The following is a 14,107-nucleotide window of genomic DNA, read 5'->3' as shown; positions in this document are numbered from 1 at the left end:
CGCGATGAGCGTCTCCGAACCCTTCATCCGCCGTCCTATCGCGACCTCGCTGCTCGGCGTCGCGCTGCTGATCGGCGGGCTGCTCGGCTATCTCGCGCTGCCGGTCTCGGCGCTGCCGCAGGTCGACTTCCCGACCGTCCAGGTGACGACGCAACTGCCGGGCGCCAGCCCCGATGTGATCGCCTCGCTGATCACGGCGCCGCTGGAGCGCCAGCTTGGCCAGATCCCGTCGCTCTCGGCGATGAACTCGACGAGCTCGTTCGGCGTCAGCCAGATCTCGCTGCAGTTCGATCTCGGACGCGACATCGATGGCGCCACGCAGGACGTCCAGGCGGCGATCAATGCCGCCGCCGGCGTCTTGCCGAAGTCGCTGCCCTATCCGCCGACCTACGCCAAGGTCAATCCGGCCGACGCACCGGTCATGACGCTCGCGCTGACCTCGGACACGATCTCTTTGCGCGCGATGAGCGACATGGCCGACACGATCCTGGCGCAGCGGCTGAGCCAGGTCTCCGGCGTCGGCCGCGTCTCGGTGCTCGGCGGACTCAAGCCCGCGGTGCGCGTGCAGGCCGACCTGGCGCGGCTCGCCGCCTATGGCATCTCGATGGAGGACCTGCGCGCCGCCATCGCAGGCGCCAACGTCTCCGGTCCCAAGGGATCGCTCGACGGTGCCCAGCAGGCCTATCTGATCACGGCCAACGACCAGATCGGAGCCGCCGACGCCTACAAGCCGATCATCATCGCCTACCGCAACGGCTCGCCGGTCACGATCGGCGATGTCGCAACGATTATCGATGGTCTGGAGAACGATCGGACCGGCGGCTGGTACCAGGGTGTCCCTGCGGTCATCCTCGACATCCAGCGCCAGCCGGGTGCCAACGTTATCGAGGTCGTCAAGCAGATCCGTGCCGAGATCCCGAAGCTGCAGCGCACGCTTCCCGCCGGCGTGAAGCTCGCCATCGTCAGCGATCGCACCGTGACCATCCGCGCCTCGGTGCACGACGTGCAGTTCACGCTGGTGCTCAGCGTGGTGCTGGTGACGCTGGTTGTGCTGCTGTTTCTGCGCTCGCTGCGCGCCACGATCATCGCCGGCGTCGCGCTGCCGCTGTCGCTGATCACGAGCTTCGGCGTGATGTACTTCGCCGGTTTCAGTCTCGACAATCTCTCGCTGATGGCACTCACCATCGGCACCGGCTTCGTCGTCGACGACGCCATTGTGATGATCGAGAACATCGTGCGCCACATGGAAAATGGCGAGAGCGCGATGAACGCCTCGCTGCGCGGCGCGCGCGAGATCGGCTTCACCGTGATCTCGCTGACCGTGTCGCTGATCGCGGTGTTCATTCCGCTGCTGTTCATGTCCGGGCTTGTCGGTCGCATGTTCCGCGAGTTCGCGTTGACCTTGACGATCGCAGTCGTGACGTCGGCGGTGGTCTCGCTGACCCTGACGCCGATGATGTGCTCGCGGCTGTTGAAGCATGCCAGCGAGGAATGGGTGCTGCCGGGGCTGAACGCCATCAGCCGCTTCATCGACCGCACGGTAGCGGTCTATCACCGCAGCCTGCTCTGGGTGCTCGACCGCCAGACCGAGACGCTCGTCGTGACCTTCGCGACCTTGGCGGCGACCTTGGCGCTCTACGTCGTCGCGCCCAAGGGCTTCCTGCCGCTGCAGGATACCGGCTCGATCACGGCGGTGACCGAAGCCGGCCCTGACGTGTCGTTCGCCGAAATGAAGAAGCGCCAGGCGGACGTCGCCGCCGCGATCCAGGCTGACCCCGACGTCGTCGGCGTCGTCTCGGTGATCGGCGCCGGATCGGTCAATCCGACCACCAATGTCGGCCGTCTCGTCATGACCTTGAAGCCACTTGGCGAGCGGCAGGACGGGGTCGCCGAGGTGATCGACCGGCTGAAGCAGAAGACCTCGGGCGTGCCCGGCATGACCGTGTACTTCCAGCCGGTCCAGGACGTGCAGATCTCGACCCAGGCGAGCCGCTCGCAGTACCAGTACACGCTGACCGGTGCCGATGCCGCCGAGGTGTCGAAATGGGCGAGGCAGCTTGTCGGAGAAATGCGCCGCGACCCTCTATTCCGCGACGTCTCCTCCGAAGCCCAGGAGGGCGGCCTGCGCGCGGAGCTGACCATCGACCGCCAGCGCGCCGGCCAGCTCGGCGTCAGCCTGCAGGGCGTCACCGACACGCTCAATGACGCCTTCGCGCAGCGGCAGATCTCGACGATCTACGGCCAGGCCAACCAGTACCGCGTGGTGCTGGAAGCGCTGCCGATGTATCAGCGCGACCCGTCGGTCCTGTCGAAGCTCTATCTGCCCGGCGCCGGCGGCCAGGTACCGCTCTCGGCGGTGGCAAGCCTCAAGCGCACCACGGCGCCGCTGGCGATCTCGCATCAGGCGCAGTTTCCGGCGGTGTCGCTGAGCTTCAACCTCGCGCCCGGCGCGGCGCTCAGCGAGGCGGTCGACGCGCTTCATGCGACCGAGAACCGCATCGGCATGCCCGGCAGCATCATCGGCGTCTATTCGGGCGATGCCGCCGAGTTCGCCAAGTCGCTGGCCGGCCAACCCTGGCTGCTGCTCGCGGCCGTGGTTACGATCTACATCGTGCTCGGCGTGCTCTATGAGAGCTACATCCATCCGATCACGATCCTGTCGACGTTGCCGTCGGCGGGCGTCGGCGCCATCCTGGCCCTGATGCTGTTCGGCCAGGATCTCTCGGTGATCGGCCTGATCGGCATCATCCTCCTGATGGGCATCGTCAAGAAGAACGCGATCATGATGATCGACTTCGCGCTCGAGGCGGAGCGTCACGAGAACCGCCCCCCCTACGACGCCATCGTGCAGGCGTGTCTCCTGCGCTTCCGCCCGATCATGATGACGACCCTGGCCGCTCTGTTCGGCGCGCTCCCGCTGGCGATCGAGAGCGGCACCGGCTCGGAGCTGCGCTTTCCGCTCGGCATCTCCATCATCGGCGGCCTGCTGCTCAGCCAATTGCTGACGTTGTACACGACGCCGGTCATCTATCTCGCGCTCGACCGCATCAATCGTCGCTTCGAGCGCGCGCTGCCGTCGGCGCCGGACCTGCCGTCGCCGCCGATCGCAGGTGCGACCGAAGGCATCCAGTGATGGCCTCGATCTCCGAGCCGTTCATCCGCCGGCCGGTCGGCACCACGCTGCTCTCGATCGGCCTGTTCCTGGTCGGGATCGTCGCCTATATCTTCCTTCCCGTCGCACCGGTGCCGAACGTCGACTTCCCCGCGATCTTCGTCAGCGCGTCGCGCCCGGGTGCGGACCCGTCCGTCATGGCGGGGACGGTCGCGGCGCCGCTGGAGCGGCGACTCGGCGAGATTGCTGGCGTCAACCAGATCACCTCGACGAGCTCGCTCGGCACCACCAACATCCAGATCCAATTCTCGATCGGCCGCGACGTCGACAAGGCGGCGCGCGACGTGCAGGCAGCCATCAATGCCTCGCTGTCGGACCTTCCGAGCGACCTTCCGGCGCTGCCGCGGTTCCGCAAGGCGAACACGGCCGCGGCTCCCGTATTCGTTCTGGCGCTGACCTCGAAGACGATGACGACGAGCGCGATGTACGACGTCGCCGACACCGTGCTGGCGCAGCGGCTGTTCCAGGTGCCCGGCGTCGGTAACGTCACTGTCAGCGGCGCCGATCAACCCGCCGTGCGCATCGCGCTCAATCCGGTCTCGCTCGCCAATGCCGGCATTTCGACCGACGATGTCCGGACGGCGATCATCAATGCCAATCCGATCGGACCTGTCGGCATCTTCGAGGGCGGCCGCCAGAGCGAGACCATCGCCATCAACCGGCAGATGCGCAGCGCGGCCGAATTCCGCGACATCCTGATCAAGAGCAGCAATGGGAGCTTCGTGCGGCTGTCGGATGTCGCCGACGTCGAGGATTCCGTACGCAACGTGCGTTCGATCGCCTGGTTCAACAAGCAGCCGGCGGTGCTGATCCAGATCGCCAAGCAGGGCGATGCCAACGTGATCGAGACGGTCGACCGTGTGAAGGCGCTGATCCCGGAGCTCAAGCAATGGCTGCCGGCGGGCATCGAGATATCCACTCTGGTCGACCGCACCGGGACCATTCGCGCCTCGGTCGACGACATGCAGTGGACGTTGCTCGCGACCGCCGTGCTGGTGATGGTCGTCGTGTTCCTGTTCCTTCGCCGTCTGGTGCCGACGGTCGCGGCCGGCGTCTCGGTGCCGCTGGCGCTCGCCGGCACCTGCGCGGCGATGTGGCTCGCAGGCTTCTCGATCGACAATCTGTCACTGATGGCGCTCGCGATCTCCGTCGGCTTCGTCGTCGACGACGCCATCGTCATGATCGAGAACATGTACCGCAATCTCGAGCATGGCCTGTCGCCGATGCGCGCCGCGCTCGACGGCGCCCGCCAGATCGGCTTTACCGTGTTGTCGATCAGCCTTTCCTTGATTGCGGCCTTCGTGCCGTTGATCTTCATGGACGGCGTCGTTGGCCGTCTCCTGCGTGAGTTCTCGCTGACGCTGACCTTCGCAATCGTCGTGTCGACATTGGTGTCGCTGACGGTGACGCCGATGATCTGCGCGCATTACATCAAGGAGACGCTGTCCGATCGTGCCACCTGGTTCGACCGTATCGTCGAAGGCGCGCTGTCCGGCATGGTCCGCTTCTATGCCTGGACGCTGCGCGGCGTGCTGGTTTATCCGTTTCTCACCCTGATCGTGTTCTTCGCCACCATCGCGCTCACGGTGACGCTCTACATCAAGGTGCCCAAGGGCTATTTCCCGACCGACGATTCCGGCTTCGTCATCGGTGCGACGCGCGCCTCGGCCGACATCTCGTTCCAGTCCATGCTTGGTCTGCAGCAGCGGCTCGCCGACATCGTGATGGCCGATCCCGCCGTGGCCGGTATCGGCTCGACGATCGGGGGCGGCGGCGGGCCGGGTGGCGCGACGTCCAACCGCGGCACCATGTTCATCAATCTCAAGCCCCCGGCGGAGCGCGAGGGCGTCTCCACTGAGCTCGTGATCAACCGCCTCAGGCGGAGCCTCGCGACGGTCCCCGGCATTCGGCTCTTCATGTTCGCCGCGCAGGACGTGCGCACCGGCGGCCGTCAGAGCGATTCCGACTATCAGTACACATTGAGCAGCCCAGATCTCGACCTTCTGCAGAAATGGGCGCCGATTGTCGCCAAGCGCCTGGAGACGGTTGACGGCATCACCGACATTTCCAGCGACCGCGATCCCGGTGGCCTGCAGCTCGCGCTGCGGATCGACCGACAAAAGGCGGCGAGCCTCGGCGTCCGCGTCCAGGATATCGACAACGCGCTCAACAACGCCTTCGCGCAACGCCAGATATCGATCGTCTACAGCCAGCGCAACCAGTACATGGTCGTGCTGGAGATCGACCCGAAATTCCAGACCGATCCCTCCAATCTCGACCGCATCTATGTGGCCGGGGCAGGGGACGCGCAGGTGCCGTTGTCGGCGCTGGTCAAGGCCGAGCGTGGCCTGTCACCGCTGGCGGTGTATCACTCGCAATCGTTCCCTTCGACCACCGTGTCGTTCAACCTGCTGCCGGACGTGCCCTTGCAGACCGCGACCGCCAACATCCAGCGCGCCGTCGACGAGCTGCACATGCCGGAGGGCATCCGCGGCAGCTTCGACGGCAATGCCGGGGACTTCAACAAGAGCAGCGGCCGCCAGCCGCTCTTGATCCTGTTCGCCCTGGCCGCGATGTATATCGTGCTCGGCGTGCTCTATGAGAGCCTGGCGCATCCGCTGACCATCATCTCGACCCTGCCGTCGGCCGGGCTCGGCGCGCTGCTCGCTTTGCAGGTCACCAACACACCGCTGACAGTGATCGCCTTCGTCGGCATCATCCTGTTGATCGGCATCGTCAAGAAGAACGGCATCATGCTCGTCGATTTCGCGCTCGAGGCCGAGCGCCAGCGCGGCATGTCCTCGGCCGATGCGATCTTCGAGGCCTGCCGGGTGCGCTTTCGCCCGATCCTGATGACGACCCTCGCCGCGCTGTTCGCCGGCCTGCCGCTGGTGATCGCGACCGGTCCGGGCACCGAGCTGCGCCGCCCGCTCGGCATCACCATCATCGGCGGGCTGCTGGTGTCGCAGATCCTCACCCTCTACACCACGCCGGTGATCTACCTGCTGATCGACCGGCTGCGCCGCCGCTCGACCCCGGAGCCGCTCGCCGCGTCCGCTGAATGAGCCGTTGTGGCCCTGTCCGCGGGCGCGTATAGCCGCCGCATGCCAGAACCACACGACCATCCGCCGCTCGCCACCGAGGCGCCGCCCGATTGCCCGCGTTGCCAGAAACCGCTGCCGCTGTGCATCTGCGACAGCGTCACACCGCTGGAGAGCCGGCTGGGGCTCCTGATCCTGCAGCATCCGCAGGAGCAGGATCGCGCGCTCGGCACCGCGCGGCTCGCCGCCCTGCATTTCAAGAACGCGGTGGTCAAGGTCGGGCTATCCTGGCCGAGCCTCGCCAAGGCACTGGGACGGCCGGTCGCCGATCCCGCGCGCTGGGCCATTCTCTATCTCGGCTCGGCGAAGGCGGCCGAGCTCGATCCCGAGAGCGAGGTGGTCGCGGTGACCCGCAAGGGTGAGGTCGCCGACAACCAGCGCGCCATCCTCAAGTCGATCGAGGGCGTGATCCTGCTCGACGGCACCTGGAGCCAGGCCAAAGCGCTGTGGTGGCGCAATCCGTGGATGCTGAAATGCCAGCGCGTGATCCTCGGGCCGCGGCAGCCGTCGCGCTACGGCCGGCTGCGCCGCGAACCGCGCCGCGACGGGCTGTCGACCATCGAGGCTGCCGGGATGCTGATGGCCGCGCTGGAACGGCGGCCGGAGATTGCCACGGCCCTCGACGCGAGCTTCGAGCGCATGCTGGCGCGGTATCGGGAGGTGGAAAAAGCGCAGCCGGAGCTCACGCCCCGCCCAAAGGCCCGCAAGCCGGATTGGCGCAACCGTAAACGGCGGGTTTAGGAACCGGAGGTACGCTTCTTGCATTGCAGCATGGAACGAGGATGAGAGCCATGCCGGAAGCAGAAAAGTCCAACGTGGTGCAGCTCCGGGATTACGCGCCCCGGCTGGCCGGCAGATCCGGCTCGGATCGGACGGGCGTCTCGGCCGGTGAACGAGGGGCAATTCTGACTTGGCCGCGCGCGCAGGTCAGCTATCCCGGCGGCATCGACGATCTGCCCATCTAGCGCCGGTTCGCGGCCCCAATGGGTAGTCCAACCGCTTGATCTTGATTGAGTGGAGGCCACGACCAGAATTGAACTGGTGTAAACGGTTTTGCAGACCGCTGCGTAACCACTCCGCCACGTGGCCCCTGTGGGCGGAGCAATATAGGCAATCTCTCGGTTAGGCAACCACTCTCGTCGCGAAGGCCGACGTCGTCGATCCGGGCCTTCGGCCAGCTGGAATTTCGATCCGCCCAGCCGCGTTTCGAACTGGTCGCATCGGGCACGGCAGCGCAGAGAGGGATTGTCGCGCCGCCCTCATCGCGAACCCTGGTCCACAACTCGCGTGGTCGCAATTCCAGACGGAGCTGGCGACACCGTCGCTCCCGATCGCTAGGAGCTTTCGCCGAACTGCTGCACCGGCAATGGCGCGCAGCAGCGACGATAGTTGAAGACATCGCGGCGAAATCGCGCAACGCGCCTTGATTTCGTCAGGTTGTGTAGTTCTAATTGTTCTATGTCAGGGTGCGTTGCGGGGAGCCGAGCTCTCTAGAACAGCACGCCCGCGACTCGCACACAACTTCACACGCAAAGATCTGTCATGGATGATCACCCGACACGCCGCTCGGTGGTTTTCGGCACGCTTGCCGCATGCGCAACGGTTGCCAGCGCGGCGGCCGATGACGACGATCCGCGCAAGGAGAAGCGGCCGCAAAAGGGCGACCTGCTCGTGTTCTCGGAAGGGGAGCGCGAAGGGCAGACGATCACGCCTGATGACTTGAAGATTGGCGAGCCACCGGTTCATGGGTGGCCGAAGGATCCAGCGAATGCGATCGTGCGTGACGGGTCGCGATTGAACGAGGTGCTGCTCGTCAGGCTCGATCCAAACGAACTCGACGAAGACACGCGTCAGCGTGCGGCCGAAGGCATCGTCGCCTATTCGGCCATCTGCTCGCATGCGGGGTGCCCGGTCACGGCCTGGATCAAGGCGACCGAGGGCAACGACGATGTTTTCAAATGCATGTGCCACAATTCCGAGTACGACCCGAGGCGCGGGGCGCAGGTCGTGTTCGGCCCCGCGCCCCGGCGGCTCGCCGCGCTTCCCCTCGTGCTCAAGGACGGCGCGCTCATGATCGCTGCGCCCTTCATTGGAAAGGTAGGTGGCCAACAGGGCTGATGAGATCCCATGTGCCTATCGGAACTCGCATCGTCTCGACACCCGTCACGACAACAAGTGAATCGAAAAACGAAGCAGGGGAGGTTTGTCCATGTCCACCGCGATCAAGCAATGGCTGCTATCGAGCACCGTGGCGTTCACCTGTCTCGCCGCACCGGCAGCCGTGGCCGGCCCGATCGACAACTACAGTCCTGTCACGCCCGCACGGCTCGAAAATCCCGAGCCAGGCAATTGGATGCTGTATCGTCGGACCTATGATGGCCAAGGCTATAGTCCGCTCGACCAGATCAACACCACGAACGTCAAGGACATGGTGCCGGTCTGGACCTTTGCCACCGGCGTCGTCGAAGGGCACGAGGCGCCGCCTCTGGTCAACAACGGCGTCATGTTCATCACGACGCCGATGGGGCAGGTGATCGCGCTGAACGCAAAGACCGGCGACCAGTACTGGCGCTACAAGCGCGAGCTCCCCGAGGATCTGTTCCAGCTGCATCCGACCAATCGCGGCGTCGGCCTCTGGCAGGACAAGCTCTACCTCGCCACGACGGACGATCATCTGGTCGCGCTCGACGCCCAAACCGGCAAGGTGCTTTGGGACAAGAAGGTCCAGGACTACAAGAAGGGACAATATCTCACGCTGATGCCGCTGATCGTCGACGGCAAGGTGATGGTCGGCGGATCCGGCGGCGAGTTCGGCGTCCGCGGCTATGTTGCCGCTTATGACGCCGAGGACGGCAAGGAGCTTTGGCGCACCTTCACGATTCCTTCCGAAGGCGAGCCCGGGCATGACACGTGGAGCGGCGACGACTGGAAGAATGGCGGCGGGTCTGCCTGGATGACCGGCACCTACGACAAGGACACCAAGACGGTGTATTGGGGCGTCGGCAACGCCGCGCCCTGGCCGGGGGGCCTGCACCCCGGCGACAATCTCTACACCAGCTCGGTGATCGCGCTGGATCCTGCGACCGGAAAGATCAAGACGCATTTCCAGTATCACCAGAACGACTCGTGGGACTGGGACGAGGTCGATGCACCGATGCTGGTCGACCTGCAGCGGGACGGCCGCAGCTTCAAGAGCCTGATCCATCCCGGACGCGACGCCATCTTCTGGGTGCTCGAGCGCACGCCGGAGCGAATCAACTACGTCAACGGCTGGAACTTCGTCCACACCGATGTCTGGAAGGGAATTGAGCCCGAGACGGGACGGCCGATCGTCGATCCCGCGCACAAGCCGACGCTCGGCAAGCGTGTCGACTTCTGTCCCTCGTTGTGGGGCGGCAAGGACTGGCCGTCCGCGGCCTACAGCCAGAAGACGCGCTTCGTCTACGTGCCGGCGAACGAGAATTTCTGCGGCGGCTTCACCGGGGAGAAGCTGCCGCTCGTTCCCGGCCAGCTCTGGCTCGGCACCAAGGCCGAGGACATCGGGCTCACGGTGCGGCCCGGTGCCGACCATTTCGGGGAGCTGCAGGCCTGGGATCCGGCGACAGGCAAGAAGGTGTGGTCGCACAATTTCCCGAAATCCCAGCTGTTCGGGTCGGTGACCGCGACGGCGGGCGATCTCGTTCTGGTCGGCGGCACCAACGACCGGATGTTCCGGGCGTTCCATGCCAAGACCGGTGAGCTGCTGTGGGAGCAGAAGACGAACTCGGGCATCATGGGCATGCCCGTCGCCTATGAGGCGGATGGCACGCAGTACATCGCCGTGCAATCCGGCTGGGGCGTCGATGCGCAGCGCATCCAGGATGCGCTCTCGAAAGGCGACATTGGTCTGGAGGACAACGTCCCGCAGGGCGGCGTCGTCTGGGTATTCGCAGTCAGGAAGTAGCGCCGGTGATCTGAAGGGCGGCGGCCTCGGCAGTCGCCATCTCAGAAAATGAAGACCGCGGCAGCGTTCCGGCGTGCCGATCCCTTGGCTTGCATGACGACAGAAGATCGCGCGTCAGCAGGCCGCGAACCAGCCGTCCGGAAACGGGATCAGCGGCCAGGCGCCCTGGTTGTCGTTGGCCGCCGTGGGGAAATGCAGAATTGAGAACAAGCGGGCCATGGAATCGGTCTCGGTCTCGGGCGCAATAGCGGTTCTCACAACGTCCATCAACAACTCGTATTCGGCTTCGCTCATCTCGCCCTCGCGCAAACTGCGAGCCACGATGGCGAAATTCCACTTTTTTCAAATTGAGCGGATCGTTCAAATTCTAACGATCGGGCACGACGGACCCAATTGGTTAGCGGTGCCCTTCGTTCCAAATATACCGCGGTCCGCTTTGTTCCAGTGTGAACGGGCTCACATCCCAAGGCTTCGCGTCGTCGGTGACCCGTCTGCCCGCGCGGCAGGTGATGCCGTGCAGCGATCACGATCCGGCCCGTAGCCGACCGGGAGCAAGAGATCCGCAACGCCTGCCGCGAGTCGCAGGCCGCTTCACTGGCAAAGGCCGAAGAGGCGACCCGCTCCAAACGTCCGGCTCGACGCAAGCGGCAGAATCGCTGGCGGTCAAACCGCGACGGCGAGAAGCTCGGTGTCCTGCACCAGAATGTCGCGCATCAGCTGCGACAGGTCTTTCGGCTTGAACGGCTTCGCCAAACGATGAAGGCCGACCATTCTGGGCGAGGGGCCGAGCAAATCAGGCGTCCCGCGTCCTGATTCCAGCACCATGCCCGACATCATCACGATGGGCATCGTGGGCCGGGCCGCCCGTGCAGCCCGGATGACCTCGTTGCCGTCCATGTCGGCCAAGTTGAGATCGATCAGAGCCGCGGCGAAATCATCGCGGGACACGGCATCCATGGCCAGCCGACCGTCGGTGACGGCAGTGACCGCGTAGCCCTCGCGAACCAGAAGGTGCTGGATGACACAGCAAACGCCGACTTCGTCATCAACGACCAGGATGTTCATCATGAGCCCTTCCTGACAGACGTGGATGAGGAGCGACGTGCCGCGCCTCGCTCAGAAGTCGTTGGCGCACCTCGATCGCACGATCGACCGCTTCGAGCAGATCGAGGATGTCGAACGGCTTCTGCAACGCTGCCGTCGCTCCGAGCTTGATTGCCATACCGAGGAAGTCTGGAGCACCCAGTTTCTTGTCGGTGAACGCGTAGCCGGAGATCGCGATGAACGGGACCGTGGGATCGAGCTTGATGAGCTCGCGAATGGTTGCGATGCCGTCCATGCCCGGCATGAACATGTCGATCACGACGGCATCGAAGGACACGCTGCCGATCAATCGAATGCCGGTCGGACCATCCGGCGCGAGAAACACGCAGAACCGCTTCTTCTTCAATAATGTTTCCAGCGCAGCGCGCGTGGCACAATCATCGTCAATAATGAGGACAGTAGGCATGGGCCACCTCAGTATCAGCAGGACTGAAGGACGCTCACGCTACAAGGACAATAGGCTGAGGCTCGAAAATGGCAAAGTAGTTAACACTGAATTAGTTGTCCCGATTCTGCAACTAGCGGTTTTACGGAACTTTCCTGTCCGGGCCGCAGGCCGGCCGCCTGTTGTGCATCATGCGATGAAGATGGAACTATGATTTCCGGGAGTGGATGGCTCCGGTTGTTTGAAGAATCTCAGTCCGGCTTGAGCAGGGCGACCGTGACCAGCCCCACTGCGATCAACGCTGCGCAGCAGAGCCGTCGCGGCGTTGCACGCTCCTTCAGGAACAGCACGCCGATCAGCGTCGCAAACAGGACGCTGCATTCGCGAAACGCGACCACATTGGCAATCGGATTGCGGCTCAAGGCCCAAAGGAATACCACGAATGACGTCAGCCCCAGGGTGCCTGCGATCAGCACCGGAAGCCAGGCGTCTCGGATCTCCACCACCAGAGCAGGTCCTCGCAGCATCATCGCGACGAGAAAGAACACGACACTGTCGAGCACGATCATCCAGACCGTGAACGAAGCCCAGCCTTCGGTCTGCCGGGTGCCTGCCGCATCGACGACCGAATAGCCGGCGACCAGTGCGGCGGCGCAGACCGCGGCCCAGAACGCACGGCGGTCGATCGGACCGTGGATTCGGTCGCGCGCCAGGCCGGTGATGCCGAGGACGATGACGGCAATTCCGATCAACTGCCCGCTCCGTGGCAGTTGCTGCAGACCCAGCGAGGCAAATAGCGTTGCGAACAGCGGAACGATGCCACGCGCGATCGGGTAGGCGCGTCCAAGCTCGGCCGAGCGGTAGGCCATTGCGAGGCTCGCCTTGTAGCCCGCGTGCAAGACCAGTGAGGCCACGATGAGCGGCCAGGTCGCGAGTGCCGGAACGGGAACGAGAAACAGGAAGGGCAGGATCAGGGCGCTGCTGACCAGACCCATGCCAGCGAGGAGGGAGAGGCCGCTGCCGGTCTTGACGATGGCATGCCAGCTCGCGTGAAGCAGACCGGCCATCAGCATGAGAATTGCGGCGACAGGATCCAACGACTCGAGTCCGGTTCAGCTTTCGGGCCGCCAGCTCGCGGCAGCGAAGTAGGGGGTGGGGTCGTGCTGGAGCGCCTGCCGCGAGATGATCCGGCTCGATGGCGACACCGGGAGCTGGTCCCATTCCCCACGATCGACGAATCGAAGGCTCGCGATCTCCTCGCCATCGGGCGCAAGCGCGCCGCCTTCGATGACGGCCTCGAAGGCGATCACCGTGTAGTAGGTCAGATCACCGTTGGGATAGCGGATGAGGAACTCCGGGCCCCCGAACACCCCGAGCAGGCGAATCGGCCGGACCACGAGCCCGGTCTCCTCGAAGCATTCGCGGGTGGCCGCGTCGGCCGGGTGCTCATTCGGATCGATGGCGCCGCCGGGCAACGTCCAGAGGCCCGTCTCCGCGTCGCGCCCGAGCAGAATGCGGCCCTGGTTGTCGAACACGGAGATGGAAACCGCTGTGGTCGCCAAAAGATCATGGCCGATCTTGCTGCGGACGGCTCTCAGATGATCGGAAATCGGCATCGCTGGTCGTCACTTGCAAGAGATTCGCCCCGCTTGCCCGACGCTCCATGCGCGGTCAAGGCAAGACAGCGAAGATCGGCGCACGTTCGCGGCCAATCGGCGGATGTCCCGCGTCACAAGAAAGAGGGATTGGGAGGATATATAGAACCATTCGGCATGGCCAGAATGGCTCCCCGGGCTGGATCACATTTTGTTACAAGATGCCTATTTTGACAGTGTTTGCGAGGCGCGGGCAACTTGTGCCCCCAACTTTGCCCGCGCCTCGGCTCACTGATTCGCCTTCCGCTGACGGCGCGGACCGGCTCCAGCGACGGGCTTCCATTCGGGCAAGTTGGAGTTCATGGCATCAAGCGAGTCCATGTCGATCAGCGTGGTGCCGTGGCGCTTGTAGGCCTTCACCTCTCCGGCGGCCAACCGAACGTACAGCTGGCTCTTGCTGACCTTGGCATAGTCGCAGGCTTCCTTGACGGTGCACAGGCGCGGCTTGGGCCGCGCTGCCGATGTAGTCATGTCTCCGCTCAGGTTTGAAATCGTCCAATGTCGGACGATGTAGTTTGTAGTTGATCGCGCGCGTCCATGGAAGGCGCTGTTGTCGATCGAGTGTCGATAGAGCGCGCGAAATAATTTTCTGGTCAACTAACAGAGATAAACTGCACGCGCAGCCAACGGCTTACGCGCGCCCCTTAAAGCGACTTGGGAAGAGTTTGTTAAAGAGGGCTGACGGATCGGCGGTTTTGCCCAATCCCTTGGCATTGAGCCGCGTTCGGATGAGCCGTAAAAAGGTCC

The 14,107-nt window shown here is 64.4% G+C and carries 12 protein-coding genes and 1 tRNA gene; 6 read left to right on the top strand and 7 right to left on the bottom strand.

The genetic code is table 11. From position 1 onward, the window contains the following. Positions 1-4 precede the first annotated feature (4 nt). The 4 genes from ACQR0W_RS18325 to ACQR0W_RS18310 are packed head-to-tail and all read left to right on the top strand — an operon-like array spanning position 5 to position 7,238. Positions 5-3,133 (top strand): efflux RND transporter permease subunit, encoded by a 3,129-nt coding sequence (locus ACQR0W_RS18325; RefSeq protein ID WP_315711858.1) that lies wholly within the window; start codon positions 5-7, stop codon positions 3,131-3,133. Then, positions 3,133-6,237 (top strand): efflux RND transporter permease subunit, encoded by a 3,105-nt coding sequence (locus tag ACQR0W_RS18320; RefSeq protein ID WP_316170211.1) that lies wholly within the window; start codon positions 3,133-3,135, stop codon positions 6,235-6,237. The genes ACQR0W_RS18325 and ACQR0W_RS18320 overlap by 1 nt, the downstream gene beginning before the upstream one ends. Positions 6,238-6,276: 39 nt before the next feature. Beyond that, on the top strand, positions 6,277-7,014 hold the full coding sequence (locus tag ACQR0W_RS18315; RefSeq protein ID WP_315711862.1) for a tRNA-uridine aminocarboxypropyltransferase: 738 nt from the start codon (positions 6,277-6,279) through the stop codon (positions 7,012-7,014). 50 nt (positions 7,015-7,064) lie between these two features. After that, positions 7,065-7,238 carry a hypothetical protein gene (locus ACQR0W_RS18310; RefSeq protein WP_316170212.1) on the top strand — a complete coding sequence of 58 codons (174 nt, stop codon included), beginning with the start codon at positions 7,065-7,067 and terminating at the stop codon, positions 7,236-7,238. A gap of 50 nt (positions 7,239-7,288) precedes the next feature. Here ACQR0W_RS18310 and ACQR0W_RS18305 read toward each other — a convergent pair. Then, a tRNA-Cys gene (locus ACQR0W_RS18305) sits at positions 7,289-7,362 on the bottom strand. A 453-nt stretch (positions 7,363-7,815) separates the two neighbouring features. Here ACQR0W_RS18305 and ACQR0W_RS18300 point away from each other — a divergent pair. Together ACQR0W_RS18300 and ACQR0W_RS18295 are read left to right on the top strand one after the other, a co-directional pair. Next, positions 7,816-8,391: a ubiquinol-cytochrome c reductase iron-sulfur subunit gene (locus ACQR0W_RS18300; RefSeq protein ID WP_316170213.1), complete on the top strand. Its 576-nt coding sequence runs from the start codon at positions 7,816-7,818 to the stop codon at positions 8,389-8,391. Between the two features lie 91 nt (positions 8,392-8,482). Further along, a complete protein-coding gene (locus ACQR0W_RS18295) occupies positions 8,483-10,216 on the top strand; it encodes a methanol/ethanol family PQQ-dependent dehydrogenase (RefSeq protein WP_316170214.1) in 1,734 nt (577 codons plus the stop codon). Positions 10,217-10,330: 114 nt separating this feature from the next. On the opposite strand, the gene ACQR0W_RS18290 is transcribed toward ACQR0W_RS18295, so the two are convergent. The 6 genes from ACQR0W_RS18290 to ACQR0W_RS18265 all read right to left on the bottom strand — a co-directional run bounded on the left by ACQR0W_RS18290 (position 10,331) and on the right by ACQR0W_RS18265 (position 13,831). Continuing rightward, complete coding sequence (locus ACQR0W_RS18290) at positions 10,331-10,510, bottom strand: hypothetical protein (protein ID WP_315711867.1); 180 nt, start codon at positions 10,508-10,510, stop codon at positions 10,331-10,333. A 369-nt stretch (positions 10,511-10,879) separates the two neighbouring features. Next, the gene (locus tag ACQR0W_RS18285; RefSeq protein ID WP_315711868.1) at positions 10,880-11,284 is read right to left on the bottom strand and encodes a response regulator; all 405 of its coding nucleotides are present in this window, start codon (positions 11,282-11,284) and stop codon (positions 10,880-10,882) included. Beyond that, positions 11,262-11,726 carry a response regulator gene (locus tag ACQR0W_RS18280; protein ID WP_315711869.1) on the bottom strand — a complete coding sequence of 155 codons (465 nt, stop codon included), beginning with the start codon at positions 11,724-11,726 and terminating at the stop codon, positions 11,262-11,264. Before ACQR0W_RS18280 ends, ACQR0W_RS18285 begins: the two co-directional genes overlap by 23 nt. A 230-nt stretch (positions 11,727-11,956) precedes the next feature. After that, positions 11,957-12,802 (bottom strand): EamA family transporter, encoded by an 846-nt coding sequence (locus ACQR0W_RS18275; protein ID WP_316170215.1) that lies wholly within the window; start codon positions 12,800-12,802, stop codon positions 11,957-11,959. A 15-nt stretch (positions 12,803-12,817) separates the two neighbouring features. Next, positions 12,818-13,321 (bottom strand): NUDIX domain-containing protein, encoded by a 504-nt coding sequence (locus tag ACQR0W_RS18270; protein ID WP_315751108.1) that lies wholly within the window; start codon positions 13,319-13,321, stop codon positions 12,818-12,820. A gap of 267 nt (positions 13,322-13,588) precedes the next feature. Continuing rightward, positions 13,589-13,831 carry a helix-turn-helix domain-containing protein gene (locus ACQR0W_RS18265; protein ID WP_434840726.1) on the bottom strand — a complete coding sequence of 81 codons (243 nt, stop codon included), beginning with the start codon at positions 13,829-13,831 and terminating at the stop codon, positions 13,589-13,591. Positions 13,832-14,107: the final 276 nt, after the last annotated feature.

Source organism: Bradyrhizobium sp. HKCCYLRH1034, assembly GCF_051168375.1.
Lineage (GTDB): Bacteria > Pseudomonadota > Alphaproteobacteria > Rhizobiales > Xanthobacteraceae > Bradyrhizobium.
This window is presented reverse-complemented; position numbering and strand designations above follow the sequence as displayed.

Coding starts and splice junctions, on each gene's coding strand:
- ACQR0W_RS18325 (WP_315711858.1), top strand. CDS start 5: ATGAGCGTCTCCGAACCCTTCATCCGCCGTCCTATCGCGACCTCGCTG.
- ACQR0W_RS18320 (WP_316170211.1), top strand. CDS start 3,133: ATGGCCTCGATCTCCGAGCCGTTCATCCGCCGGCCGGTCGGCACCACG.
- ACQR0W_RS18315 (WP_315711862.1), top strand. CDS start 6,277: ATGCCAGAACCACACGACCATCCGCCGCTCGCCACCGAGGCGCCGCCC.
- ACQR0W_RS18310 (WP_316170212.1), top strand. CDS start 7,065: ATGCCGGAAGCAGAAAAGTCCAACGTGGTGCAGCTCCGGGATTACGCG.
- ACQR0W_RS18300 (WP_316170213.1), top strand. CDS start 7,816: ATGGATGATCACCCGACACGCCGCTCGGTGGTTTTCGGCACGCTTGCC.
- ACQR0W_RS18295 (WP_316170214.1), top strand. CDS start 8,483: ATGTCCACCGCGATCAAGCAATGGCTGCTATCGAGCACCGTGGCGTTC.
- ACQR0W_RS18290 (WP_315711867.1), bottom strand. CDS start 10,510: ATGAGCGAAGCCGAATACGAGTTGTTGATGGACGTTGTGAGAACCGCT.
- ACQR0W_RS18285 (WP_315711868.1), bottom strand. CDS start 11,284: ATGATGAACATCCTGGTCGTTGATGACGAAGTCGGCGTTTGCTGTGTC.
- ACQR0W_RS18280 (WP_315711869.1), bottom strand. CDS start 11,726: ATGCCTACTGTCCTCATTATTGACGATGATTGTGCCACGCGCGCTGCG.
- ACQR0W_RS18270 (WP_315751108.1), bottom strand. CDS start 13,321: ATGCCGATTTCCGATCATCTGAGAGCCGTCCGCAGCAAGATCGGCCAT.
- ACQR0W_RS18265 (WP_434840726.1), bottom strand. CDS start 13,831: ATGACTACATCGGCAGCGCGGCCCAAGCCGCGCCTGTGCACCGTCAAG.